This window comes from Herbaspirillum sp. GW103 (assembly GCF_000261365.1).
Classification (GTDB): Bacteria; Pseudomonadota; Gammaproteobacteria; order Burkholderiales; family Burkholderiaceae_D; genus Herbaspirillum.
This window is the reverse complement of record NZ_AJVC01000004.1, coordinates 798262-823036: the sequence shown is the minus strand read 5'-3', so window position 1 is coordinate 823036 and position 24775 is coordinate 798262. Positions and strand designations below refer to the sequence as shown.

The 24775-nt window shown below is 59.1% G+C and carries 20 protein-coding genes, 2 tRNA genes and 3 rRNA genes; 8 read left to right on the top strand and 17 right to left on the bottom strand.

Annotated elements, in window-relative coordinates; all coding sequences use genetic code 11:
• Positions 1-16 precede the first annotated feature (16 nt).
• The 5 genes from trpD to rpe all read right to left on the bottom strand — a co-directional run bounded on the left by trpD (position 17) and on the right by rpe (position 4882).
• Complete coding sequence (gene trpD, locus GWL_RS15820) at positions 17-1054, bottom strand: anthranilate phosphoribosyltransferase (RefSeq protein WP_008332008.1); 1038 nt, start codon at positions 1052-1054, stop codon at positions 17-19.
• Positions 1055-1080: 26 nt separating this feature from the next.
• On the bottom strand, positions 1081-1656 hold the full coding sequence (locus GWL_RS15815; RefSeq protein WP_008332006.1) for an aminodeoxychorismate/anthranilate synthase component II: 576 nt from the start codon (positions 1654-1656) through the stop codon (positions 1081-1083).
• The gene (gene trpE, locus GWL_RS15810) at positions 1657-3153 is read right to left on the bottom strand and encodes an anthranilate synthase component I (protein ID WP_008332005.1); all 1497 of its coding nucleotides are present in this window, start codon (positions 3151-3153) and stop codon (positions 1657-1659) included.
• Between the two features lie 334 nt (positions 3154-3487).
• Entirely contained in the window at positions 3488-4168 is a 681-nt protein-coding gene (locus tag GWL_RS15805) for a phosphoglycolate phosphatase (RefSeq protein ID WP_008332004.1), read from the bottom strand.
• A 48-nt stretch (positions 4169-4216) separates the two neighbouring features.
• Entirely contained in the window at positions 4217-4882 is a 666-nt protein-coding gene (gene rpe / locus GWL_RS15800) for a ribulose-phosphate 3-epimerase (protein ID WP_006465098.1), read from the bottom strand.
• Positions 4883-5142: 260 nt separating this feature from the next.
• Between rpe and apaG the strand changes: the two genes are divergently transcribed.
• A complete protein-coding gene (gene apaG, locus GWL_RS15795; RefSeq protein ID WP_008331995.1) occupies positions 5143-5517 on the top strand; it encodes a Co2+/Mg2+ efflux protein ApaG in 375 nt (124 codons plus the stop codon).
• Between the two features lie 32 nt (positions 5518-5549).
• Here the strand turns inward: apaG and GWL_RS23690 are convergent, their stop codons facing one another.
• Positions 5550-5723, bottom strand: a complete 174-nt coding sequence (locus GWL_RS23690) for a hypothetical protein (RefSeq protein WP_008331992.1) — start codon at positions 5721-5723, stop codon at positions 5550-5552.
• Between GWL_RS23690 and GWL_RS15790 the strand changes: the two genes are divergently transcribed.
• Positions 5722-6954 carry a murein transglycosylase A gene (locus GWL_RS15790; RefSeq protein WP_008331993.1) on the top strand — a complete coding sequence of 411 codons (1233 nt, stop codon included), beginning with the start codon at positions 5722-5724 and terminating at the stop codon, positions 6952-6954. The genes GWL_RS23690 and GWL_RS15790 overlap by 2 nt on opposite strands.
• A gap of 86 nt (positions 6955-7040) precedes the next feature.
• Here the strand turns inward: GWL_RS15790 and GWL_RS15785 are convergent, their stop codons facing one another.
• The gene (locus tag GWL_RS15785) at positions 7041-7478 is read right to left on the bottom strand and encodes a universal stress protein (RefSeq protein WP_008331991.1); all 438 of its coding nucleotides are present in this window, start codon (positions 7476-7478) and stop codon (positions 7041-7043) included.
• 214 nt (positions 7479-7692) lie between these two features.
• On the opposite strand from GWL_RS15785, the gene GWL_RS15780 reads away from it, so the two are divergent.
• The 6 genes from GWL_RS15780 to rrf all read left to right on the top strand — a co-directional run bounded on the left by GWL_RS15780 (position 7693) and on the right by rrf (position 14350).
• On the top strand, positions 7693-8469 hold the full coding sequence (locus tag GWL_RS15780) for an enoyl-CoA hydratase (RefSeq protein ID WP_008331990.1): 777 nt from the start codon (positions 7693-7695) through the stop codon (positions 8467-8469).
• Between the two features lie 660 nt (positions 8470-9129).
• A 16S ribosomal RNA gene (locus tag GWL_RS15775) occupies positions 9130-10662 on the top strand.
• Between the two features lie 121 nt (positions 10663-10783).
• Positions 10784-10860: transfer RNA gene (locus GWL_RS15770), tRNA-Ile, on the top strand.
• A 7-nt stretch (positions 10861-10867) separates the two neighbouring features.
• Positions 10868-10943 (top strand) — tRNA-Ala (locus GWL_RS15765).
• A 283-nt stretch (positions 10944-11226) separates the two neighbouring features.
• Positions 11227-14098, top strand: a 23S ribosomal RNA gene (locus GWL_RS15760).
• Between the two features lie 139 nt (positions 14099-14237).
• A 5S ribosomal RNA gene (gene rrf / locus GWL_RS15755) occupies positions 14238-14350 on the top strand.
• Together the 16S, 23S and 5S rRNA genes with 2 tRNA genes alongside form the textbook arrangement of a ribosomal RNA operon.
• Before the next feature lie 459 nt (positions 14351-14809).
• Here rrf and GWL_RS15750 read toward each other — a convergent pair.
• From GWL_RS15750 to araD1, 10 genes are all read right to left on the bottom strand, one after another.
• Entirely contained in the window at positions 14810-15364 is a 555-nt protein-coding gene (locus GWL_RS15750; RefSeq protein WP_008331988.1) for an acyloxyacyl hydrolase, read from the bottom strand.
• A 158-nt stretch (positions 15365-15522) separates the two neighbouring features.
• Positions 15523-16473 carry an SMP-30/gluconolactonase/LRE family protein gene (locus GWL_RS15745; RefSeq protein ID WP_008331987.1) on the bottom strand — a complete coding sequence of 317 codons (951 nt, stop codon included), beginning with the start codon at positions 16471-16473 and terminating at the stop codon, positions 15523-15525.
• A 141-nt stretch (positions 16474-16614) separates the two neighbouring features.
• Positions 16615-17379: an SDR family oxidoreductase gene (locus tag GWL_RS15740; RefSeq protein WP_008331986.1), complete on the bottom strand. Its 765-nt coding sequence runs from the start codon at positions 17377-17379 to the stop codon at positions 16615-16617.
• A gap of 16 nt (positions 17380-17395) precedes the next feature.
• A complete protein-coding gene (locus GWL_RS15735; protein WP_008331984.1) occupies positions 17396-18571 on the bottom strand; it encodes a fumarylacetoacetate hydrolase family protein in 1176 nt (391 codons plus the stop codon).
• Positions 18572-18829: 258 nt separating this feature from the next.
• Positions 18830-20365 (bottom strand): UxaA family hydrolase, encoded by a 1536-nt coding sequence (locus tag GWL_RS15725; protein WP_034351254.1) that lies wholly within the window; start codon positions 20363-20365, stop codon positions 18830-18832.
• A gap of 99 nt (positions 20366-20464) precedes the next feature.
• A complete protein-coding gene (locus tag GWL_RS15720) occupies positions 20465-21271 on the bottom strand; it encodes a transporter substrate-binding domain-containing protein (protein ID WP_008331980.1) in 807 nt (268 codons plus the stop codon).
• 67 nt (positions 21272-21338) lie between these two features.
• A complete protein-coding gene (locus GWL_RS15715) occupies positions 21339-22073 on the bottom strand; it encodes an amino acid ABC transporter ATP-binding protein (RefSeq protein ID WP_034350988.1) in 735 nt (244 codons plus the stop codon).
• On the bottom strand, positions 22057-22707 hold the full coding sequence (locus GWL_RS15710) for an amino acid ABC transporter permease (RefSeq protein WP_008331975.1): 651 nt from the start codon (positions 22705-22707) through the stop codon (positions 22057-22059). The genes GWL_RS15715 and GWL_RS15710 overlap by 17 nt, the downstream gene beginning before the upstream one ends.
• Positions 22708-22716: 9 nt before the next feature.
• Positions 22717-23400 (bottom strand): amino acid ABC transporter permease, encoded by a 684-nt coding sequence (locus GWL_RS15705; protein WP_008331973.1) that lies wholly within the window; start codon positions 23398-23400, stop codon positions 22717-22719.
• Positions 23401-23601: 201 nt separating this feature from the next.
• On the bottom strand, positions 23602-24597 hold the full coding sequence (gene araD1 / locus GWL_RS15700; RefSeq protein ID WP_008331969.1) for an AraD1 family protein: 996 nt from the start codon (positions 24595-24597) through the stop codon (positions 23602-23604).
• Positions 24598-24775 lie beyond the last annotated feature (178 nt).

The window sequence follows — 24775 nt, the reverse complement described above, 5'->3', positions numbered from 1 at the left end:
GGGCTCCTTGTCGGTTTCAGTGTTTGCCGCCGAGCTGGCGCGTGACCTGCACGAACTGGTCCAGCTTGGCACGGGCAGCGCCCGAGGCGATGGTGGCGCGCGCAGTGGCCAGCCCCTCGGCAATCGAGGTTGCCACACCTGCCGCGTACAGGGCCGTGGCAGCATTGATGACTACGATGTCGTGCACCGGACCGGGTTCCCCGCGCAGGGCTTCGAAGATCTTCTCCTTCGATTCGGTGGCATTGCCGACCTGCAAGTTGCGGCTGGCAAACATGGACAGGCCAAAGTCCTCCGGATGGATCTCATATTCGCGGATCTCGCCGTTGACCAGTTCGCCCACCATGGTGGCGCCGCCCAGCGTGACTTCGTCGAGGTTGTCTCGACCCCAGACCACGATGGCATGCTGTGCGCCCAGGCGTTGCAGCACGCGTACCTGGATGCCCACCAGATCGGGGTGGAACACGCCCATGAGGATATTGGGTGCGCCGGCCGGATTGGTCAGCGGACCGAGGATGTTGAAGATGGTGCGCACGCCCAGCTCCTTGCGCACCGGCGCGGCGTGCTTCATGGCGGCGTGGTGGTTGGGGGCGAACATGAAGCCGATACCGGACTGGGCGATCGATTGCGCCACCTGCTCGGGTTGCAGGTTGATGTCTGCTCCCAGGGCTTCGAGCACGTCGGCGCTGCCGGACGAGGACGATACGCTGCGCCCGCCATGCTTGGCCACGCGCGCACCGGCGGCAGCGGCCACGAACATGGAAGCCGTGGAGATATTGAAGGTATGCGCGCCATCGCCGCCGGTGCCGACGATGTCGAGCAGGCCGGTGGTGTCGGCCATCGGCACCTTGGTAGCGAATTCGCGCATGACTTGCGCGGCGGCGGCGATCTCGCCGATGCTTTCCTTCTTCACGCGCAGGCCCATGGTGAGGGCCGCGATCATCACCGGCGACATCTCGCCGCTCATGATCTGGCGGAACAGGGTCAGCATTTCATCGTGGAAGATTTCGCGATGTTCGATACAGCGCAGCAGCGCTTCTTGCGGAGTGATGGGCATGTTGTGTCTCGTCTTGTGTGATGGTCTCAGCCGTGGGCGCTGCCGCTCAGGAAGTTCTTGAGCAGGGCGTGGCCGTGCTCGGAGAGGATGGACTCGGGATGGAACTGCACGCCTTGCAGATCGAACTCCTTGTGGCGCACGCCCATGATCTCGCCATCGTCAGTCCAGGCGGTCACTTCCAGACAATCCGGCAGAGTGGCGCGTTCGATGGCCAGCGAGTGGTAGCGGATCACCGTGTAAGGCGTGGGCAGGTCCTTGAAGACGCCCACACCAGTGTGCGCGATCCTGGAAGTCTTGCCGTGCATGACCTGCTTGGCGCGGATGATGTTGCCGCCGAAGGCTTCACCGATGGCCTGGTGGCCCAGGCAGACGCCCAGGATGGGCAGCTTGCCCGAGAATTCCTTGAGCAGATCCACGCAGATGCCGGCTTCCTTCGGGCTGCAGGGGCCGGGGGAGAGGCAGATGCGCTCGGGGTTCAGTGTCTTGATGTCATCCAGCGTGATCTCGTCATTGCGGATGGTCAGCACCTCTTCGCCCAGCTCGCCGAAGTATTGCACCAGGTTGTAGGTGAAGGAGTCGTAGTTGTCGATCATCAGCAGCATTTAGATTTCTCCGTCCAGGCCATCTTGCACTTGTTCAGCAGCGCGCAGCACGGCACGCGCCTTGTTTTCGGTTTCTTCCCATTCCATTTCCGGCACCGAGTCGGCCACGATGCCGGCGGCGGCCTGCACATACAGCGTGCCATCCTTGATGACGCCGGTACGAATCGCAATGGCCACGTCCATCTCGCCTCCGAAGGAGAGATAGCCGCAGGCGCCACCATAGATGCCGCGCTTGGTCGGTTCCAGTTCATCGATGATTTCCATCGCGCGCACCTTGGGGGCGCCCGAGAGCGTGCCGGCGGGGAAGGTGGCCTTCAATACATCGAGGTTGGACATGCCGGGTTTCAGGATGCCCTCGACGTTGGAGACGATGTGCTGCACGTGGGAATATTTTTCGATCACCATCTGGTCGGTGACCTTGACGCTGCCGGTGGTAGCGATGCGGCCGATGTCGTTGCGGGCCAGGTCGATGAGCATCACGTGTTCGGCGATTTCCTTGGGATCGGCCAGCAGTTCGCGGGCCAGCTGTTCATCGCGCTCGATGGTGGAGCCGCGCGGGCGGGTACCGGCCAGCGGGCGGATGGTGATCTTCTTCTGGCCTTCGCCGATGGATTCGTTGCGCACCAGAATTTCGGGCGAGGCGCCGACGATCTGCATGTCGCCGAAGTTGTAGAAGTACATGTAAGGCGAGGGGTTCAGCGAGCGCAGTGCGCGGTACAGCATCAGCGGCGAATCCACATAGGATTTCTTCAGACGCTGGCCGATCTGCACCTGCATCAGGTCGCCGGCCATCACGTATTCCTTGGCGCGGGCCACGGCTTTCAGATATTCGTCCTTGGGGAATTCGCGGATGGTCTCGGTACGCACCGAACCGGTGGTGACGGGCGCATCGGCCGGTCGTCGCAGCATGGCGCGCAGGTCGCGCAGGCGCTGGCGGCCACGGGAGAAGGCTTCCGGCTGGCTGGGGTCGGCGTAGACGATCAGGTAGAGCTTGCCCGAGAGATTGTCGATGACGGCCAGCTCTTCGGTCAGCAGCAACTGGATGTCGGGCAGGCCCAGGGTGTCCTTGGGCGCGCTGTCTTCCAGGCGCTTTTCGATGTAGCGCACGGCGTCATAGCCGAAGTAGCCGGCCAGGCCGCCGCAGAAGCGCGGCATGCCGGGGCGGATGGCGACCTTGAAGCGGGACTGGTACTGGGCGATGAATTCCAGCGCATTGCCTTCGGCGGTTTCGATCACCACGTCATTCTTCAGCACTTCGATCTGCTTGCCGCTGCAGCGGATCTTGGTCGAAGCAGGCAGGCCGATGAAGGAATAGCGGCCGAAGCGCTCGCCTCCCACGACTGATTCCAGCAGGAAGGTGTTCTTGCCGGTGTTGTGGCTCTGGGCCAGCTTGAGATAGAGCGTGAGCGGCGTTTCCAGGTCGGCGAAGGCTTCGGCGATCAGGGGGATGCGGTTATAGCCTTCGGCGGCCAGCGATTTGAATTCGAGTTCGGTCATGTTTCACTCCAGACCGCCATTGTAGGGTACCCAGGCCTGCCCACCGGCGGTGCGCAGGCGCAATGCGCGATGCACACGATGACCGTGGACAGCTGCGGACTCTCGTCAGCGGTGTCGTTAAGGGAAATACGGGGGATGCGGGTACTACAACAAACGACCCGGCACGCAGGGGCGGCCAGGTCCAGGCGTCATTTACAGAGCCTGGAATTGCCAGCGTCGCCACAGCCAGGCCTCAGGGGCGGCTGTCGGTTGAGCGGTACGTTTGTTGTTGCGAAACATTGATGTGGGGTCGCGGTTGGATCTTCGGTCTATCGACCGGTGAGCTGACAGGGTGTCAGTCCACCGAGATTTGCTGCGCTGCTTCTACAAGCGTCGAAACTATACCATCCGAATCGACGTCGTGTATAGATTCACCGTGGTTGTATCCATACGGAACATTCAGGACACGGCATCCCGCCGCGCGGGCAGCCTGGGCATCGTTGCTGGAGTCGCCGATGGCCACCACCTGGGCCGCTTCCAGGGCGAAATCCTGGCAGACCTGCAGCAGGGGCATGGGATCGGGCTTCTTCTTGGGGAAGGAATCGCCGCCATAGACGATCTCGAAGAAGTCGCGCAGGCCCTTCTTCTGCAGCAGCGGCAAGGCGAAGGCCAGCGGTTTGTTGGTCACGCAGGCCAGGCGCAGGCCCTTGCCGCGCAGGGCTTGCAGGCCCTCGACCACGCCCGGGTAGAGCGAGGAATAGTCACCGTTGATGGCCAGGTAGTGCTCGGTATAGCTATCGAGCGCCTGCTGGAAGTACTGCGCCGCCTCATCCTCGGCATAATCCACGGCCAGCACGCGGCGGATCAGGTTCTCGGTGCCCTTGCCGACGAAGTTGACGATGGTTTCCTGGGACAGGGGCGTCAGTCCCAATTCTTCACGCATGCGGTTGACCGCTACATGGAAGTCGGCCGCCGTATCCAGCATGGTACCGTCGAGGTCGATGATGGCGGCCTTGATATTGGTCAGATTCTTCATATGCCCTGGAAACCTCGTAGTTTGTGCGTCTGGCGAAGGGGTGGGAGATCAGACTTGGGCCAGTTCGGCGCGCATGGCGTCGATGACGGCCTTGTAGTCCGGTTTGCCGAAGATGGCCGAACCGGCGACAAAGGTGTCTGCACCGGCGCGGGCGGCGGCGGCGATGTTCTCGACCTTGATGCCGCCATCGACTTCCAGCAGGATGTCGCGGCCGGATTCATCGATGCGACGGCGCACTTCGGCGATCTTCTTCAAGGCTTCCGGAATGAAGGACTGGCCGCCGAAACCGGGGTTGACGGACATGATCAGGACCATGTCCAGCTTGTCCATCACGTGGTCCAGGTAGTGCAGCGGTGTGCCGGGGTTGAACACCAGGCCGGCCTTGCAGCCGTTGTCGCGGATCAGTTGCAGGGAGCGGTCGATGTGCTCGGAGGCTTCCGGGTGGAAGGTGATGAGGTTGGCGCCGGCCTTGGCGAAGTCGGGGATGATGCGGTCCACGGGCTTGACCATCAGGTGCACATCGATGGGCACCTGCACGTGCGGACGGATGGCTTCGCAGACCAGCGGGCCGATGGTCAGGTTGGGGACGTAGTGGTTGTCCATCACGTCGAAGTGGATGAAATCGGCGCCGGCGGCGACGACATTGCGCACTTCTTCACCCAGGCGGGCAAAATCGGCGGAGAGAATGCTGGGAGCGATACGGTAGGTCGGCATGGCTGTAAAGAAAGGATGGCTGAATCGACGCTTGCCCTCCGGGCACAGGCGCGGAGGCGGCAAAACCGCTATTCTACCTTGCTGTGCTGCGCACCGGACCGGCCGATGAGCTGGCGATCCAGTCCCCGGGGATCACACGAAACGCATCGGCTTGCGCTGCTTGCTGAATTCGTGTGCAATCCGGGGTGGTCGCGCGGATGCCCCAGGGGCAGGCACGGCGGCAGCTCCCTTCACAACACGGCAACAACACAGGAAATCCCATGGCAGCGTATGAGTTCACGGTGACGGTCAAGACCCAGTACCTGGAGGAACAATCCGATCCATCGCGTTCGCACTACGTGTTCGCCTATGCGATCAGCATCGTCAACAGCGGTACCGTCCCGGCACAACTGATCTCGCGCCACTGGGTCATCACCGACGCCAACAACCACGTGCAGGAAGTGCGCGGGCTGGGCGTGGTCGGGCACCAGCCCTTCCTGCAGCCGGGGGAGCAGTTCGAATACACCAGCGGGACCTCGCTCAAGACCCCCCAGGGCAGCATGTATGGTGAATATTTTTGCGTGGCCGAGGACGGCGAGCAGTTCGACGTGCGCATTCCCGAGTTCGTGCTGTCGCTGCCGCGCACTTTGCACTGAATTTTCCTTCCTGAAACCGGGCGGCGGATTTTTCAGCGCGGGTCGTTGTCTGTCGTCTCTCGCGCTTGCTGTCGTTTCTGCTGCTCTTTCTGTCTGGCGCTGACGGGGCGGCCATTGTGTTCCTTGCGACCTGAGAACATGGTCCACCAGACGATGAAAACCAGGGCGAAGAAGGCGGCGCAAGCCTCCAGGATCAACCACAACATGAATTTGTCTCCGATGTCATTGAATCGTTTTGCCAAACTTTCGGCGCTGCGGCGCCTCAGTGTACCCGCAATGGCGGTCTCGGTCGCCGTCCTGCTGGCAGCCTGCCAGACCACCCCGCTGACCACGCCAACCCCCGGCCAGCCTGCGCCCAGGCCGGTCGCTCAGCCAGGTCCCGCCATGCGCGCCGCGACCTTCGAACAATTGCCCGGCTGGAACAACGACGACCTGCGCGAAGCCTGGCCGGCGGTGCAGTCCTCTTGCTCGGTGATGATCCGCAAGCCTGAGTGGCGCGCAGCCTGTGCCGCAGCCCAGCAGGTCAATGCCAATGACCTGGGTTTCCTGCGCCAGTATTTCGAGACCTATTTCACCCCCTGGCAACTGTTCAATCCCGATGGCACCGATACCGGACTGGTGACCGGCTATTACGAGCCGCTGCTGCGTGGTTCGCGTCGTCGTAGCGGACCTTATCAGACCCCGCTGTACCAGGCGCCGGACGACCTGCTGACCATCGACATGGCCGGCGTCTATCCCGAACTGAAGAACCTGCGGCTGCGCGGCAAGGTGGTCGGACGCAAGGTCGTGCCTTACCCGACCCGCGCCGAGTTGATGCAGGGCAATAGTCTGGCCGGCAAGGAAATCGTCTGGGTGGATGACCCGGTAGAGGCCTTCTTCCTGCAGGTGCAAGGTTCCGGCCGCGTCTATCTGCCGGAGTCGCGCGAGACCATCCGCCTGGCTTACGCGGACCAGAATGGCCGTCCCTACAAGTCGATCGGACGCTATCTGGTGGACAAGGGCGAGATGGAGCTGTCGCAGGCATCGGCCCAGAACATCAAGGCCTGGGTGCGCGCCAATCCCTCGCGCAAGGAAGAGTTGCTCAATGCCAACCCCAGCTACGTTTTCTTCAAGGAAGAGAAGTTGCCGGACCCCTCCAAGGGGCCCAAGGGCGCGCAAGGCATCCCGCTGACGCCGCAGCGCTCGATTGCGATCGATCCGCAGCATGTGCCGCTGGGTGCGCCGGTATTCCTCTCGACCACCTTGCCCAACAGTGACCGTCCGTTGCAGCGCCTGGTGGTGGCCCAGGATACGGGCGGTGCCATCCGTGGCGTGGTGCGGGCCGACTATTTCTGGGGCTTTGGCGACGAAGCCGAGGATCGCGCCGGCGCCATGAAGCAGCGCGGCATGATGTGGGTGTTGCTGCCCAAGGGCATGGTGCCGCGCGGGGGTAACTGATTTTTCTGGTTTCTCTTCGGCAAGAAAGCAAAAGAAAAGCCTGATCCTGTCGAGGGATCAGGCTTTTCTTGCTGAGGGAGGCCGGATCAGCGCAGCACCAGCACCGGAATGGTCGAGTGGGTCAGTACCTTTTGGGTCTTGCTGCCCAGGAAGATGCGCGACAGTCCGCTGCGACCATGGGAGGCCATGAAGATGGCGTCGCAGCCATGGAGCTGCGCGGCCTTGATGATCTCTTCATCGGGATTGAAGGACATCACGATCTCGGTCTGGCAGGGTACGCCAGCGGCCGCTGCGGCGTCCTCGATGCGCTTGATGTGCTGTGCGGCCAGGGTCTTGACGTTTTCTTCATACAAGGCGGGATCGATGGCCATCGAGCTTTCGGCCAGCGGCGAGAAGGGGTAGGGCTCGGCCACCGAGATGCCGATGATGCGGGCACCGCTGTTCCTGGCGTAGTCGATGGCGGTGGCAATGGCCTTTTCCGAGCGGTCCGAGCCGTCGGTGGGCACGAGTATGGTCTTGAACATGAAGGCCTCCTTTTATAGACATAGGGAAGGCGCCGGTGGCGCCAAGGGGATGACTCCAATATAGCCCCGTGGTGCCTTGCCCGCATGAAATTCTTGCCAGTCATTGCGCCAGGTCGGACCGACACATTATTTTTGGCTTATTCTTGCGCTTTGCCGTGCCGTGGTTGCCACGCCCGGACGGATTGCCGATTCATTCATAAGAAGGAGACCCACTATGAGCTTTGAGAACATCCTGGTCGAGACCCATGACAAGGTTGGCCTGATTCGCCTGAACCGTCCCAAGGCGCTCAATGCGCTCAGCGACGACCTGATGAGCGAGCTCGGTACGGCCTTGCTGGCCTTTGATGCTCAGGACGAGATCGGCTGCATCATCGTGACCGGCAGCGAAAAGGCCTTTGCGGCAGGGGCCGATATCAGCGTGATGGCCGGGTTTGACTATATGGATGTCTTCAACGGCGAATTCATCACCCGCAACTGGGAAACCCTGCGTCGCATCCGCAAGCCGGTCATTGCGGCGGTGGCGGGTTATGCGCTGGGTGGCGGCTGCGAGCTGGCGATGATGTGCGATTTCATCATCGCTGCCGACAATGCCAAGTTCGGCCAACCGGAGATCAAGCTGGGGATCATCCCGGGGGCGGGCGGTACGCAGCGCCTGCCGCGGGCGGTGTCCAAGTCCAAGGCCATGGACCTGGCGCTGACTGCCCGGATGATGGATGCCCAGGAGGCTGAGCGCGCCGGGCTGGTTTCGCGCATCGTCCCGGCCGACAAGCTGATGGATGAAGCCATGGCCGCAGCGGTGACCATTACCGAAATGCCGCGGCAGGTGGCCATGATGGTGAAGGACTCGGTCAACCGGGCCTATGAGACCACCTTGTCGGAGGGGATGAAGTATGAAAGGGCGCTCTTCTATAGTTGCTTTGCGACCGAAGATCAGAAGGAGGGCATGAAAGCTTTCCTGGAAAAGCGACCAGCGGTGTTCAAGAACGCTTGATCACTTCTCTTTTGAGGTTGTAAAAAGGGCCGCCCGTCAGGGCGGCCCTTTTTTCTGAATGATTTCGCATTTCTTCATATCGGCTGGAAACCTGCGCCAATAAAGGGTCTTGAGCGGATCGTGAAAGCGCGTGGAGCGCTCTTGCTAAATTATTTTCAATTATTTTTCAAAAAGTGCTTGCGTGGTGTGGAGGGCATTGCTATAGTTCGCCCCCTGCTGACGCGACACACGAAGCGAAGTTGAAAAACAGAGCGACGGAGGTCGGCGAAGCAAGGAGGTGTGAAGCAGGTTGTAGGGCGTTTTAAATTGGAAGTAGTCAAAGCGAAAGTTAAGCGAGACGAAAAAATTTAAAACGAATCGCAAAAAAGTAGTTGACGCGATAAACAAACTGCTACATAATCTCGTTTCTCTGCTGCTGACGAACAAAACGATTCGCAGCGATGCAAACAGCGCACAGAGCGTTTGCGGCAGACAAGATCTTTAAAAATTAACAGCCGATAAGCGTGGGCGTTTAATGAAGTGCGACAGAACTTCGGTTCTGGAAACTTTAAATATTAAATGCTCACAAGAAATATAGGTAAGTTCGCAAGAAATTACCTGTCAGTATTTTGAGAGAGCGATGCCCTTCGGGGTAGCCAGAAATGGCACAAAACAGAGATTAAACTAAAGAGTTTGATCCTGGCTCAGATTGAACGCTGGCGGCATGCCTTACACATGCAAGTCGAACGGCAGCATAGGAGCTTGCTCCTGATGGCGAGTGGCGAACGGGTGAGTAATATATCGGAACGTGCCCTAGAGTGGGGGATAACTAGTCGAAAGATTAGCTAATACCGCATACGATCTACGGATGAAAGTGGGGGATCGCAAGACCTCATGCTCCTGGAGCGGCCGATATCTGATTAGCTAGTTGGTGGGGTAAAAGCCTACCAAGGCAACGATCAGTAGCTGGTCTGAGAGGACGACCAGCCACACTGGGACTGAGACACGGCCCAGACTCCTACGGGAGGCAGCAGTGGGGAATTTTGGACAATGGGGGCAACCCTGATCCAGCAATGCCGCGTGAGTGAAGAAGGCCTTCGGGTTGTAAAGCTCTTTTGTCAGGGAAGAAACGGTGGTAGCTAATATCTACTACTAATGACGGTACCTGAAGAATAAGCACCGGCTAACTACGTGCCAGCAGCCGCGGTAATACGTAGGGTGCAAGCGTTAATCGGAATTACTGGGCGTAAAGCGTGCGCAGGCGGTTGTGTAAGTCAGATGTGAAATCCCCGGGCTCAACCTGGGAATTGCATTTGAGACTGCACGGCTAGAGTGTGTCAGAGGGGGGTAGAATTCCACGTGTAGCAGTGAAATGCGTAGATATGTGGAGGAATACCGATGGCGAAGGCAGCCCCCTGGGATAACACTGACGCTCATGCACGAAAGCGTGGGGAGCAAACAGGATTAGATACCCTGGTAGTCCACGCCCTAAACGATGTCTACTAGTTGTCGGGTCTTAATTGACTTGGTAACGCAGCTAACGCGTGAAGTAGACCGCCTGGGGAGTACGGTCGCAAGATTAAAACTCAAAGGAATTGACGGGGACCCGCACAAGCGGTGGATGATGTGGATTAATTCGATGCAACGCGAAAAACCTTACCTACCCTTGACATGGATGGAATCCCGAAGAGATTTGGGAGTGCTCGAAAGAGAACCATCACACAGGTGCTGCATGGCTGTCGTCAGCTCGTGTCGTGAGATGTTGGGTTAAGTCCCGCAACGAGCGCAACCCTTGTCATTAGTTGCTACGAAAGGGCACTCTAATGAGACTGCCGGTGACAAACCGGAGGAAGGTGGGGATGACGTCAAGTCCTCATGGCCCTTATGGGTAGGGCTTCACACGTCATACAATGGTACATACAGAGGGCCGCCAACCCGCGAGGGGGAGCTAATCCCAGAAAGTGTATCGTAGTCCGGATTGGAGTCTGCAACTCGACTCCATGAAGTTGGAATCGCTAGTAATCGCGGATCAGCATGTCGCGGTGAATACGTTCCCGGGTCTTGTACACACCGCCCGTCACACCATGGGAGCGGGTTTTACCAGAAGTGGGTAGCCTAACCGCAAGGAGGGCGCTCACCACGGTAGGATTCGTGACTGGGGTGAAGTCGTAACAAGGTAGCCGTATCGGAAGGTGCGGCTGGATCACCTCCTTTCTAGAGTGCGCACGAAGTTAAGCGTCCACACTTATCGGCTGTAATTCAAAGAACAGTTATTTGGTGAAGCACGGTCTGCAGCACAACGCTGTGATGACTTGCTACTGATACTGATCCAAGCGGGTCTGTAGCTCAGCTGGTTAGAGCACCGTGTTGATAACGCGGGGGTCGTTGGTTCGAGCCCAACCAGACCCACCAAGGTTTCGGGGGTTTAGCTCAGCTGGGAGAGCACCTGCTTTGCAAGCAGGGGGTCGTCGGTTCGATCCCGTCAACCTCCACCAAGAAATGTCAAACCTAAGTCAGCGTTCAAGTTGGCGTAGTGATTTAGGTTTGATCTTTTACGATCAATGGCTGTTTTTGTTCTTTAACAATCTGGAAGAAGTAAAGATTCATTTAAACGATCGCCAGGACTTCGGTTCTTGCGAAAGTAAAAATGGGTGTGATTGTATCAATCAAAGTATTACGAAGTGATCTTAGCAATTAGAAGACTTACTTTGGAATACGGCAAACGCTAAAACTCAACGCTTCTTTATAACGCTCTTGCAAAAGAGGCTAACGTTATAGGAACAAGCGAATAAGTGCACATGGTGGATGCCTTGGCGATTACAGGCGATGAAGGACGTAGTAGCTTGCGATAAGCTGCGGGGAGCTGGCAAACAAGCTTTGATCCGCAGATTTCCGAATGGGGAAACCCGGCCGTAAGGTCATCGTTATCTGAATACATAGGGTAACGAAGCGAACGTGGCGAACTGAAACATCTAAGTAGCTACAGGAAAAGAAATCAACCGAGATTCCCAAAGTAGTGGCGAGCGAAATGGGATCAGCCTGCAAGATTTAGCATCAACGATAGTAGAACGGAATGGAAAGTCCGGCCATAGTGGGTGATAGCCCCGTATGCGAAATCGATGGTGTGGAACTAGGCTTGCGACAAGTAGGGCGGGACACGTGAAATCCTGTCTGAACATGGGGGGACCATCCTCCAAGGCTAAATACTCGTAATCGACCGATAGTGAACCAGTACCGTGAGGGAAAGGCGAAAAGAACCCCGGAAGGGGAGTGAAATAGATCCTGAAACCGTGTGCATACAAACAGTAGGAGCCCTGTAAGGGGTGACTGCGTACCTTTTGTATAATGGGTCAGCGACTTACATTCAGTGGCAAGCTTAACCGAATAGGGAAGGCGTAGAGAAATCGAGTCCGAATAGGGCGTTCAGTCGCTGGGTGTAGACCCGAAACCAGATGATCTATCCATGGCCAGGTTGAAGGTGCGGTAACACGCACTGGAGGACCGAACCCACTAATGTTGAAAAATTAGGGGATGAGCTGTGGATAGGGGTGAAAGGCTAAACAAATCTGGAAATAGCTGGTTCTCTCCGAAAACTATTTAGGTAGTGCCTCAAGTATCACCATCGGGGGTAGAGCACTGTTATGGCTAGGGGGTCATCGCGACTTACCAAACCATTGCAAACTCCGAATACCGATGAGTGCGAGCTTGGGAGACAGACGCCGGGTGCTAACGTCCGACGTCAAGAGGGAAACAACCCAGACCGCCAGCTAAGGTCCCAAAGATTGGCTAAGTGGAAAACGAAGTGGGAAGGCTAAAACAGTCAGGAGGTTGGCTTAGAAGCAGCCATCCTTTAAAGAAAGCGTAATAGCTCACTGATCGAGTCGTCCTGCGCGGAAGATGTAACGGGGCTAAGCCAGTCACCGAAGCTGCGGATATCCGTAAGGATATGGTAGGAGAGCGTTCTGTAAGCCTGTGAAGGTGTCTTGTAAAGGATGCTGGAGGTATCAGAAGTGCGAATGCTGACATGAGTAGCGATAATGCGGGTGAAAAGCCCGCACGCCGTAAGCCCAAGGTTTCCTGTTCAACGTTCATCGGAGCAGGGTGAGTCGGCCCCTAAGGCGAGGCAGAGATGCGTAGCTGATGGGAAGCAGGTTAATATTCCTGCACCGTCGTTAGATGCGATGGGGGGACGGATCGCGGAAGGTTGTCCGACTGTTGGAATAGTCGGTTTTTGCATCGAAGAAGGCTGTTAGGCAAATCCGGCAGCGTAATTCAAGGGTGTGAGACGAGCGAACTTGTTCGCGAAGCAATCGGAAGTGGTTCCAAGAAAAGCCTCTAAGCTTCAGTCTAACGAGACCGTACCGCAAACCGACACAGGTGGGCGAGATGAGTATTCTAAGGCGCTTGAGAGAACTCGGGAGAAGGAACTCGGCAAATTGGTACCGTAACTTCGGGATAAGGTACGCCCAAGTAGTTTGACTGGCCTGCGCCAGAAGGACAAAAGGGTTGCAATAAAATGGTGGCTGCGACTGTTTAATAAAAACACAGCACTCTGCAAACACGAAAGTGGACGTATAGGGTGTGACGCCTGCCCGGTGCTGGAAGATTAAATGATGGGGTGCAAGCTCTTGATTGAAGTCCCAGTAAACGGCGGCCGTAACTATAACGGTCCTAAGGTAGCGAAATTCCTTGTCGGGTAAGTTCCGACCTGCACGAATGGCGTAACGATGGCCACACTGTCTCCTCCCGAGACTCAGCGAAGTTGAAATGTTTGTGATGATGCAATCTACCCGCGGCTAGACGGAAAGACCCCATGAACCTTTACTGTAGCTTTGCATTGGACTTTGAACCAATCTGTGTAGGATAGGTGGGAGGCTTTGAAGCAGGAACGCTAGTTTCTGTGGAGCCGACCTTGAAATACCACCCTGGTTTGTTTGAGGTTCTAACCTTGGTCCGTTATCCGGATCGGGGACAGTGCATGGTAGGCAGTTTGACTGGGGCGGTCTCCTCCCAAAGTGTAACGGAGGAGTTCGAAGGTACGCTAGGTACGGTCGGACATCGTGCTAATAGTGCAATGGCATAAGCGTGCTTAACTGCGAGACTGACAAGTCGAGCAGGTACGAAAGTAGGACATAGTGATCCGGTGGTTCTGTATGGAAGGGCCATCGCTCAACGGATAAAAGGTACTCTGGGGATAACAGGCTGATTCCTCCCAAGAGTTCATATCGACGGGGGAGTTTGGCACCTCGATGTCGGCTCATCACATCCTGGGGCTGTAGCCGGTCCCAAGGGTATGGCTGTTCGCCATTTAAAGTGGTACGTGAGCTGGGTTTAAAACGTCGTGAGACAGTTTGGTCCCTATCTGCCGTGGGCGTTGGAAGTTTGAAGGGGGCTGCTCCTAGTACGAGAGGACCGGAGTGGACGAACCTCTGGTGTATCGGTTGTCACGCCAGTGGCATTGCCGAGTAGCTAAGTTCGGAAGAGATAACCGCTGAAAGCATCTAAGCGGGAAACTCGCCTTGAGATGAGACTTCCCGGGAACTAGATTCCCCTAAAGGGTCGTTCGAGACCAGGACGTTGATAGGTCAGGTGTGGAAGCGCAGTAATGCGTTAAGCTAACTGATACTAATTGCCCGTGCGGCTTGTTCCTATAACATTAGCTCTGTTATAGACAAGTTGAGCATATATTGTGTTTGCCCTAGTGCATCACACCCAAGAATCTAATAAATACTTCTTCCAGTTTGGGTTAGTTGCTGCTCCAGTGAGAGCAACTGACTTTACAAGTTATGCCTGATGACTATAGCAAGTTGGTACCACCCCTTCCCATCCCGAACAGGACCGTGAAACGACTTCGCGCCGATGATAGTGCTGCAACCAGTGTGAAAGTAGGTCATCGTCAGGCTTGTTACTCCCAGGAACCCTCGTTACGAAAGTAGCGAGGGTTTTTGCTTTGGGCGGCCGGTTTGTATTGATGCCAGTTGGCCCTGGCGAGAGCCGACATCTCGCCCATACGCGACGATCAGGTACACACGTTCTCTTAGTGTTATGCACAGACCCGCAGGCCACCGGCAAACGCTTGTGCATCAATTGACAGACAGGATCTTTGGTTTTGGTGCGTCCAGTCGGCCGTCAACCCTTGGCCCAGGCGGTTGCTGAAAAACAGGAACTTAGATTTATACACAGCCGGATTGACTGCGCACCACGGCTGTTAATTTATGCACAGGTAAAAATCTAAGATTCCACCCGAATCCCCGCACGCATGCCGGGCACCGCAAGCACCCGGCAAACATACCCAAACGACAGACAATAAAAAAGCCGGCAGAGCCGGCTTCTTCATTTTCAGCACTTCAGTCTGCAATCATCAGAACTTGTAAGCCACGCGCGCAACGGCAAAGTTCACGCCGCCGTTGGGTTCCTTGATGCCGCCGTTGGAGAAGTGCTGCAGGCGGATGCCCAGGTCCAGACCATTGCCGAAGACGTAGCCGGCGCCGATATGGTCGCCGAACTGGAATGCCGTCGACAAGACCTTGTCATTGTTGCGGTAGAGCTTGGAGAACAGGTGTACACCGATGCCTGCTTCACCATAGAAACCCTTGCCGTCATCGCGCTGGAAGCGCAGCACCGGTGTCAGGCCCAGGTCGATCAGGTTGCCGCTGTCGCTGGTGTTGTTGTAGTGGTTCATGCGCCAGTTGGCCAAGGACAGATCCCAGTAGCCTCCGATATGGGTGCCATTGGACTGCCAGAAATTCCAGTTTGGACCCCAGTTGAACTGGGCACCGATACGGGCCAGCTGCGTGCTGTTGCCGGTGCCGTATTCGAGCGACATGCCGTCGATGGCATAGCTGGGCGACTGGATGGCAACGGCGGCGACGCCAGCAAAAGCGATCTTGGCGACCAGGCTCTTCAATTTAGTCATGGATTCTCTTTCAGCGCGTAAAGTGTTTTGAAGGATCTTTGCTTGTTTTCGGCGCGGCGCCAGGGCATCCGCGGGACGCAGTATTCTCTCATAATCATCACTAAAGCATACTCGCGTGAAAGATTCTGCCGCGTCCTTACCACAGAGCGGGCGCTGGCTCAGGGACGATAGCTGTACTCGAGTCTGCCCGGCACGTCCACACGTATGGCCAGCACCTCGCCAGACAGAGGATACTGCGCCAGCTCCGCTTGGCTGCGACCATTGCGCCCGGTCGTGATGAAGAGGGTGCGCAGATCTTCGCCGCCGAAGGCCACCATGGTCGGACACCGCGCCGGCAGCTGGATCTCCTGAAGGATCTCGCCCTGCGGGGACAACCGCAACACCCGGCCCCCTTCAAACATGGCACACCAGTAAGCCCCCTCGCTATCGACAGCCGCCCCGTCCGGACGGCCGCCATAATCAGGCGCGCTCTTGTCGCTGTCGAACTGGCGCAGCAGACGGCAATGGCTGGTATGACCGGTGGCCAGGTCATAGTCATACACATGGATGCGGTGCGCTGGCGTATTGGCGTGATACATCAGGCGCTGGTCCGCGCTGAACGCCACGCCATTGGAGGTCACCACCGCATGATGCGCGTCGCGCAGTGCATTGCGTTCGAAGCAGTACAGCGTACCGCCGTCACGATCGCGCGGCTCATAGATGGTGCCGCACCAGAAGCGGCCGGAGGCGTCGCAGCGGCCGTCGTTGAAACGGATCCGTGTCGTATCGTAAGGCGCCTCCAGCAGCAGCGACAGCGCACCATTGCCCGTATTGAGATGGAACATGCCGGTACGCAAAGCCACCACCAGTCCGCCTTGCGCGTGCTTGACGATGCTGCCCGGTTCTTCCGGCATGTCCCAGCGCTGATGCTGCCAGGTCGCCAGAACGCGTTTGTGGACCGCCTTGCCGGGAATGTCGATCCAGTACAGCGCACCTTCCTCGGCATGCCACAAAGGCGATTCGCCCAGCAGCATGGGTTTCGGAGAGACGGTCGTGAAGGTGTCTGCGGAAAACACGGGGGAGGCCAGGGACATGGGCTTGCCTGTCAGCTTGAGTGAGGAAGCGCCCATTATGCCGCGAGGATCTGGATTGATAAACCTGATCCACAACACTGTCAGCACCGGACACCCCCAAAGAAAAAACGGCATGCGCGAAGCATGCCGTCCTGATCTACATCACCTGTCTGATCTGTCTGATCATCAGCTCCCTGCCTAGTTGGACCAGCCCCCATCGATCATGTGAATCGAACCCGTGGTGAAGTTGGACTCGTCCGATGCCAGGTAAAGCGCCAGCGCCGCCACTTCCTCGGCCTTGCCGATGCGGCCCATGGGTTGGCGGGCCACGAAGGCGGCGCGTACTTCGTCCTCGCTCTTGCCGGTTTCCTTGGCCTGGGTGCTGATGCGCTGGTTCAGCGAGGGCGATTCGATGGTGCCCGGGCAGATCGCATTGCAACGGATGCCCTGCGAGACGAAGTCAGCCGCCACCGACTTGGTCAATCCCACCACCGCAGCCTTGGAAGCGCCATAGGCGAAGCGATTGGCCACCCCCTTCACGCTCGATGCAGCCGAGGCGATATTGACGATGGAACCGGCCTTCTTGGCCAGCATGCCAGGCAACACCGCACGGATGGTATGGAACATGGCCTTGGCATTGAGGTTGAAGGAGAAGTCCCAAGCCTTGTCATCACACTCCAGGATGTTGCCTGCAGCGACATAGCCGGCGCAGTTGAACAGCACATCGACGGTGCCGACCTTGGCCACCAGTGCCTTGATGGCTGCGTCATCGGTGACATCCAGCAGATGCGTTTCCACACCGGCGATGGAGGCCAGCTCATCGAGGTGCGTCTTGCTGATGTCGGTGGCGATGACGCGCGCACCTTCCCGCGCAAACAGTTCGGTGGAGGCGCGGCCAATGCCCTGGGCGGCAGCGGTGATGAGGACGGTCTTGCCGGCGAGGCGGCCAGTGGATGCGGACATGCTTGTTCCTTTGCGATTAAATGAGTTTGCGGTGGGCCAGATTCTTGAACAGCGCGGTAAGCCCGAAGGTCCACGGTGCCGTCTGGTCGCTGAAGTTCACCGTGTTCACCAGTGCACCCAACCGGGGCGTGGAGATGGTGACGATGTCAGCCACCTGATGCGTGAATCCCTGGCCGGGACCGAAGCGGTCCTGGGTCGGTGCGAACATGGTGCCCAGGAACAGCACCAGCCCATCCGGATACTGGTGATTGGGACCGATCGCATGTTCCACCAGTTGCAGCGGATCGCGACTGATCATGGACATCGAGCTGCTGCCCTTGAGCGTGAAGCCTTCCGTACCATCGACCCGCATTGTAAGTTCGGCGCGGCGTACATCGTCAATTGAAAAGTTTGCGTCGAACAGACGAATGAAAGGTCCGACTGCGCAGGAGGCGTTGTTGTCCTTGGCCTTGCCCAGCAACAGTGCGCTGCGGCCTTCGAAGTCGCGCAGGTTGACGTCATTGCCCAGCGTAGCGCCGACCACCTTGCCCCTGCTGTTGATGGCCAGCACGATCTCCGGTTCCGGATTGTTCCAGGCCGACTTGGGATGAATGCCGACCTCATCGCCCAGCCCCACCGACGACATCGGTTGCGCCTTGGTAAAGATCTCCGCATCCGGACCGATGCCCACTTCCAGGTATTGCGACCACACGCCTTGCTCCAGCAATACTTCCTTCAGGCGCGCGGCTTCCGGCGAGCCCGGCACCACGCTGGAGAGGTTGTCACCGATCACTGCCGTGATCGCCTTGCGTACCGACTCCGCCTTGCCGGCGTCGCCGCGTGCCTGTTCCTCGATCACGCGCTCCAGCATGCTGGCCACGAAGGTCACGCCGCTGGCCTTGACGGCCTGCAGGTCGATGGGCGCCAGCAGCCAGGGGCGCGAAGTGTCACGGCGGCCGGCGTCGGCATTGTCCAGCAGCTCCTGCAGCGTGGCCAGGCGCGTCATGTTGGTGGCCGCGCGCACGGCGGCGGCGGGATCATCGAGTTCCAGCAATTGACTGGACGTCGCGGCGATGAGCGTGAGGTCATACGCACCATCGGCATCAATCCTCACCAGCACCGGGCCCACGCCCGGTTGCCAGAGACGGCCGATCAGCGTGGCCTCTGCGTGGTCTTCAGGCAGATGTGCCTGGAGCGAGTAACTGTGAGTCATGTTCTTGATTCCTTATGTTGGAGGCGTACCCGGACTACACGGGAAGCGGGCGGCGCCACAATATGTTGTTCTGCAGGGGGAAGACGGACCGCACCAACCGCGGGCGAAGCATCCTCATCCGCGTGGATGCCCGAAGGCAAGGATGCTTGGCCGGCAGCCCGTATTACGCGACCTGTGTCGCGGTAATACGGATCGGCATGATTGACTGTGAATGACACTAGCCCAAACGCAGCCGGGCCCTGATGATCTGCATCAGCATCAGGTATAGACACCGATATGCCAGGGCACGAATTCATCCTGCCCATAGCCATGCAGTTCGCTCTTGGTCTTCTTGCCGGAGGCGGTGTCGAGGATCATCTGGAAGAAGCGCTCACCAATTTCCTGCGGGGTAACATTCCCGTCGGCAATCTCGCCACAGTTGATGTCCATGTCTTCTTCCTGGCGTTGCCACAGCGCCGTGTTGGTCGCCAGCTTGAGCGAGGGGGCCGGTGCGCAGCCATAGGCCGAACCACGGCCGGTGGTGAAGCAGATCATGTTGGCGCCGCCGGCGACCTGGCCGGTGGCCGAGATGGGGTCATAGCCCGGGGTATCCATGAAGACAAAGCCGCGTGCGGTCACGGTCTCGGCATACTTGTAGACATCCACCAGGTTGGTGGTGCCGCCCTTGGCAACTGCGCCCAGCGATTTCTCCAGGATGGTGGTCAGGCCACCGGCCTTGTTGCCGGCCGAGGGATTGTTGTTCATCTCGGCATCGTTCTTGGCGCAATACTCCTCCCACCAGGCAATGCGCGCCAGCAGCTTCTCACCGACTTCCGGCGTCACCGCACGACGGGTCAACAGGTGTTCGGCACCATAGATTTCCGGTGTTTCAGAAAGGATGGCAGTACCGCCATGCCGCACCAGCAAGTCCACCGCTGCACCCAGCGCCGGGTTGGCAGTGATGCCCGAATAGCCATCGGAACCGCCACATTGCAGGCCCAGCGTCAGATGTTTGGCCGATACCGGCTCGCGCTTGATGTCGTTGGCCTTGGGCAGCATCTTCTTGATCTTCTCGATCCCCAGCGCCACGGTCTTGGCGGTGCCACCGGTGCCCTGGATGGTGAAGGTGTGGAAGTATTCGCCTTCCTTGAGGTTGTGGCTTTCCATGAGGCCGGAGATCTGGTTGGTCTCGCAGCCCAAGCCCACTACCAGCACGGCGGCGAAGTTGGGATGGGTGGCATAGCCGGCCAGGGTGCGGCGCAGGATCTGCAAGGGCTCGCCCTGCGAATCGAGCGCACAGCCCTGGCCGTGGGTCAGCGCCACCACGCCATCGATGTTGGGATAGTCGGCCAGCACTTCAGGATGGATATCGCGCCGGAAGTAATCGGCGATGGCGCGGGCCGCCGTGGCCGAGCAGTTCACCGAGGTCAGCACGCCGATGTAGTTGCGTGTGGCCACGCGGCCATCCGGACGCACGATGCCCATGAAGGTAGCCGGCTGGGCGACGAAATCGACCGGTTTCACGTCCGCGCCGAAATGGTGTTCACGCGAGAACTCGGCCATGGCCAGGTTGTGGGTGTGCACGTGCTGGCCGGGCGCGATGTCCTGGCTGGCCGTGCCGATGATCTGGCCATAGCGCTTGACCGGCTCACCGCTGGCGATGGCGCGGGTGGCCATCTTGTGGCCGGCGGGAATGAGGCCCTGGACCTTGAGGCCGCCTTCGTCTTGCAGTACGGTGCCGGAAATGAGCTGCTGGCGGGCAATGACGACATCATCGACCGGATTCAGGCGGATGACGGGAGAGTGTGCTTTCATGTTGATCTCGGTGAGAACGTGGATGCTGCAGGCTGGCCGCGCGGGCGGCGGGCGCATGCCGGGCCCGGTTGCAGGCGCGGCATGCCGGAAACGACAGTCTTACTTGGCGGCGAACTGGGCCAGATCAGGCATGGGGCTGCCCACCCATTGCTGGTAGATGCCGGGCAGCTTGCCATTCTTGAGGTTGGTGGTGATCCAGTCGTTGAGCCACTTCTCCAGTGCCGGCTCGCCCTTGCGCAGGCCGATGGCATAGGGGATGTCCTTGATGGCGAACTTGGTTTCCAGGTTCTTGGACGGGTTCTGCTTGGCAATGGCCGAGGCCAGCGAATTGGGCGTGCACAGTGCATCGACCTGGCCCGAGATGATGGCCGCCGTCACGGTGGCATCGTCATCGAAGCGCACGATGCTGGTACCCTTGGGCGCGATCGGGGTCAGCAGCGAATCCTGCATGTTGCCGCGTACCACGGCCACGCGCTTGCCGACCAGGTCATTGAGGCTCTTGATGTTCTCGCTCTTGGGGGCGGCCACCACGAACTGCGAGGCGCCATAGGGCTGGGTGAAGGCGACTACCTTCTGGCGTTCCGGGGTGATGGAGAAGGACGAGATCACCATGTCGGCCTTGCCGGTCATCAGGAAGGGAATGCGGTTGGGACCGGTCACCTGCACGATCTCCAGCTCCACGCCCATATCCTTGGCCAGCAGGCGCGCCGTTTCCACATCCGAGCCCTGCGGTTCCAGCTTGGCATTGGTCATGCCGAAGGGCGGCGCCCCGAGGTCGATGGCGATGAGCACCTTCTTGCGCGCCTTGATGTCGGCCAGCGCATCGGCGTGGGCAGCCTGGGCAAAGCAGGCCAGGCCCAGCACGATGGCGGCGGCCTTCTTGGTGAAGTTGAACAGTTTTTTCATTGATGTCTCCTGAGTGATTGTAGGGGTGCTGCTGAAAAAAAATCCATACAAGCTGAAAACGTGCTCGTCACAGGTCGCTGGAGACGAACTTCTGCAATTCAGCCGTCTTCGGGTTGCTGAAGAGTTCGTCGGGCGGGCCGATCTCCCACACCTGGCCCTGGTGCATGAACACCAGCACATCGGCCAGCTTGCGGGCAAAGGCCATCTCGTGCGTGACCAGCACCATGGTCATGCCGCCGCGTGCCAGGTCTTCCATCACCTTGAGCACTTCGGCCGTCAGTTCCGGATCCAGCGCCGAGGTCACCTCGTCGAACAGCATCAGTTCCGGCGCCATGGCCAGCGAGCGGGCAATCGCCACGCGTTGCGCCTGGCCTCCGGAGAGCTGCTCGGGATAGGCTTCCTTCTTGTTTTCCAGCCCGACCAGTTGCAGCACCTTGTGGGCGATCGTCTTGGCTTGCTCGGTCGACATCTTCTTGATGGTGGTCAGCGCCAGCGTGATGTTGCGCTCCACCGTCAGGTGCGGGAACAGGTTGTAGCTCTGGAAGACGATGCCGACCTGCTTGCGCAACTCACGCAGGTTGAGCTTGTCCGGATGATGAATATCATGTCCGCATACATGGATGTCACCGCCGTCGACTTTCTCCAGACCGTTCAGGCAACGCAGCAGCGTGCTCTTGCCCGAGCCGCTCTTGCCGATGATGGCCACCATCTGGCCCTTCTGCACATCCAGCGACACGCCGTTCAATACCTTGTTGCTGCCGAAGCTCTTGTGCAGGTCCTTGATCTTAACGATGGCTGACATTCAGTTTCCTTTCAAAGTGCTTGGACAGCGCTGACAGCGGGAAGCACAGGCAAAAATAGATGAGGGCGACGCAGCCGAATACGGTGAACGGCTGGAAGGTCGAGTTGTTGATGATCTGGCCGGCGCGCGAGAGATCGACGAAGCCGATCACCGATGCCAGCGAGGTGTTCTTGACGATCTGCACCATGAAGCCCACGGTCGGCGGCGTGGCGATCTTGATCGCCTGCGGCAGGATCACCTTGGTGAGCTGCTCGAAGCGGTTGAAGCCCAGGCATTCCGAGGCTTCCCATTGGGTCTTGGGAACTGCCTGGATGCAGCCGCGCCAGATCTCGCCGAGGAAGGCGGCGCAGTAGATCGCAAAGGAAATTCCGGCGGCCACCAGCGGGGTCAGCTTCAGGCCGGCGATGGCCAGTCCGAAGTAGGCCACGAACAGGATCACCAGCAGCGGAATGCCTTGCACCACCTGGATGTAGGTACTGGCGATGCCGCGCAGAAGGGCATTGGGCGAGACCCGCCACAAGGCGATCACGAAACCGGCCACGCCACCGAAGACAAAGGCGACCAGTGACAGCACCACGGTCCAGACGGCAGCTTGCAGCAGATATTCCACGTGCAGGAAACTGAATGCGTTCATCACGTCTCCTCAAAGATTGGTGCCAAGCTTGCGCTTGCGCACGAAGGCCATCTGGCTGATTGCCCAGAAGGCGCCCCGGAACAGGAAGGACAGCACCAGGTAGGCCACCGCGATGACTGCATACACCTCGAAGCTGCGGAAGGTTTCCGACTGCACCAGGTTGGCGGTGGCGGTCAGCTCTTCTGCCGAAATCTGCGAGGTGATGCTGGAGGCCAGCATCAGCAGGATGAACTGGCTGGTCAGCGAGGGATAGACGCGCTCCACCGCCGGCAGCAGCACCACGTGCCAGTAGACGTGAAAGCGCGACATGCCCAGGCATTCGGCCGCCTCGATCTGGCCCGGATGGATGGAGTTGATGCCGGCGCGCATGATCTCGGTGGTATAGGCACCCACGTTGACGGTGAGCGCAATGACTGCGGCAGTCTCGGCGGTCAGCTTCCAGCCGATGCTGGCCAGGCCGAAGAACACCAGGAACACCTGCACCAGCAGTGGCGTGTTGCGGATGATTTCGACATACGCCTGCACCAGGCCGCGCACCAGCGCCAGTCGGCTCTTGCCGGCAATCGCGCAGAGCGTGCCGACCACGAAGCCCGATACGATGGACAAGGCCGAGAGCTGTATCGTCAGCCAGGCGCCCATCAGCAGGCGGTCCCAGTTGGCGAAGACGCTCATGAAATCGAAGGTGTAGTTCATCGACGCTCCGTCCTTACGGCGTGGGGGCGAGGCGGGTATAGCTGCATGAGGGTGGTCTCCTTGGTTGAATTTCCTGGGGGCGGCCTCTTGTTGTATGACCGCGAGGTCGGGGCCTTGGCACGATTGCCGGTATGTCATGCGCCTGGCGGCGCGCCTGGGGCCGGGCGGTGTGGCTGCAACGACGGTGCAACTGCAGCGCAGCTAGAGCTGCCTGACACCGCCCGGTTGAAACATCGACTTCACGTACTCAATGCCATTGACCAGCGGTGCGCCGAAGTCGGGAATACTGATTTCGATGCTGTCACCGTCCTCGGTACGCACACTGTAGGCGAAGGACAGGTTGGCCGCGCCCATGAAGTGCACGTGCACGTCCCCCGCGTGCAGCAGGTGGGCGTATTTGAAATAGTGATATTCGAGATTCTCGATGGCATGGCACATGTTGTCCGGGCCGGTCAGGAATTCCTGTTCCCAGATCACGCGGCCACGGCGCCGGATGCGTGTCATGCCGATCAGGTGTGCAGGAGGCAGACCCACCAGCAGCTCCGGCCCGAAGGCGCAGTGGCGCAGCTTGGAGTGCCCCTGGTAGAGGTAGTTGCGGCGCTCCATCACGTGATCCGAGAACTCGTTGCCGATGGCAAAGCCGAGGCGGCGCGGACAACCCGCGGCATCGATCAGGTACAGACCGACGATCTCCGGTTCCTCGCCGCCATCCAGCGCGAAGTCGGGACGCGGCAGCGGCTGGCCGGGCGCGACGATGCAATTGCCATCACCCTTGTAAAACCATTCCGGCTGCACGCCCACCGTACCCGGGGCGGGACGGCCCCCGGCAATGCCCCATTCGATCATCAGCTGCGTATCGGTCTTGTCGAGTTCATCGCCTTCCAGCCGGCGGTGCATCTTGTCGCGCGTGGTGGCGCTGCCCAGGTGTGTGGTGCCCGCGCCGGAGACGCGACAATGTGCAGGATCGGGATGATCCAGCGGTGCCAGGATGCGGCCCTCGTCCAGGATCGCTGCGTAGTCCTCGGACCGGTCGGTATTGAGCAGTTGGGCCAGGCGTTCCAGCCCGGTGTTGCGTTCGATGGCCAGCAGGCCCAGTTCGCGCATGGTGGCGACCTCGCCCAGCGCCTGGATGGCGGGACCATTGACGATGCCGACATGACGTTGGCCATGCAGGTCGCGATATTGAATCAGCCTCACCGGGTCTCCTTGTACTGTCTTCATCCACAGGCCGCCGGTCAGGGGCGGTCAGAGCCAGGAGGCGCGCAGTGCAGAACAGGGGCCGCGATTGGCAAGCGGCAGGACACTGCCGTCAGGCCAAGCCACCTGTGGATCAATCTGCCCGTCGTCTCCTGAGCTTTTTTCACGCATCGCCGTG

Bases quoted from the DNA above. Each gene is read 5' to 3' on its own strand.
- trpD (WP_008332008.1), bottom strand. From the start codon at position 1,054: ATGCCCATCACTCCGCAAGAAGCGCTGCTGCGCTGTATCGAACATCGC.
- GWL_RS15815 (WP_008332006.1), bottom strand. From the start codon at position 1,656: ATGCTGCTGATGATCGACAACTACGACTCCTTCACCTACAACCTGGTG.
- trpE (WP_008332005.1), bottom strand. From the start codon at position 3,153: ATGACCGAACTCGAATTCAAATCGCTGGCCGCCGAAGGCTATAACCGC.
- GWL_RS15805 (WP_008332004.1), bottom strand. From the start codon at position 4,168: ATGAAGAATCTGACCAATATCAAGGCCGCCATCATCGACCTCGACGGT.
- rpe (WP_006465098.1), bottom strand. From the start codon at position 4,882: ATGCCGACCTACCGTATCGCTCCCAGCATTCTCTCCGCCGATTTTGCC.
- apaG (WP_008331995.1), top strand. From the start codon at position 5,143: ATGGCAGCGTATGAGTTCACGGTGACGGTCAAGACCCAGTACCTGGAG.
- GWL_RS15790 (WP_008331993.1), top strand. From the start codon at position 5,722: ATGAATTTGTCTCCGATGTCATTGAATCGTTTTGCCAAACTTTCGGCG.
- GWL_RS23690 (WP_008331992.1), bottom strand. From the start codon at position 5,723: ATGTTGTGGTTGATCCTGGAGGCTTGCGCCGCCTTCTTCGCCCTGGTT.
- GWL_RS15785 (WP_008331991.1), bottom strand. From the start codon at position 7,478: ATGTTCAAGACCATACTCGTGCCCACCGACGGCTCGGACCGCTCGGAA.
- GWL_RS15780 (WP_008331990.1), top strand. From the start codon at position 7,693: ATGAGCTTTGAGAACATCCTGGTCGAGACCCATGACAAGGTTGGCCTG.
- GWL_RS15750 (WP_008331988.1), bottom strand. From the start codon at position 15,364: ATGACTAAATTGAAGAGCCTGGTCGCCAAGATCGCTTTTGCTGGCGTC.
- GWL_RS15745 (WP_008331987.1), bottom strand. From the start codon at position 16,473: ATGGGCGCTTCCTCACTCAAGCTGACAGGCAAGCCCATGTCCCTGGCC.
- GWL_RS15740 (WP_008331986.1), bottom strand. From the start codon at position 17,379: ATGTCCGCATCCACTGGCCGCCTCGCCGGCAAGACCGTCCTCATCACC.
- GWL_RS15735 (WP_008331984.1), bottom strand. From the start codon at position 18,571: ATGACTCACAGTTACTCGCTCCAGGCACATCTGCCTGAAGACCACGCA.
- GWL_RS15725 (WP_034351254.1), bottom strand. From the start codon at position 20,365: ATGAAAGCACACTCTCCCGTCATCCGCCTGAATCCGGTCGATGATGTC.
- GWL_RS15720 (WP_008331980.1), bottom strand. From the start codon at position 21,271: ATGAAAAAACTGTTCAACTTCACCAAGAAGGCCGCCGCCATCGTGCTG.
- GWL_RS15715 (WP_034350988.1), bottom strand. From the start codon at position 22,073: ATGTCAGCCATCGTTAAGATCAAGGACCTGCACAAGAGCTTCGGCAGC.
- GWL_RS15710 (WP_008331975.1), bottom strand. From the start codon at position 22,707: ATGAACGCATTCAGTTTCCTGCACGTGGAATATCTGCTGCAAGCTGCC.
- GWL_RS15705 (WP_008331973.1), bottom strand. From the start codon at position 23,400: ATGAACTACACCTTCGATTTCATGAGCGTCTTCGCCAACTGGGACCGC.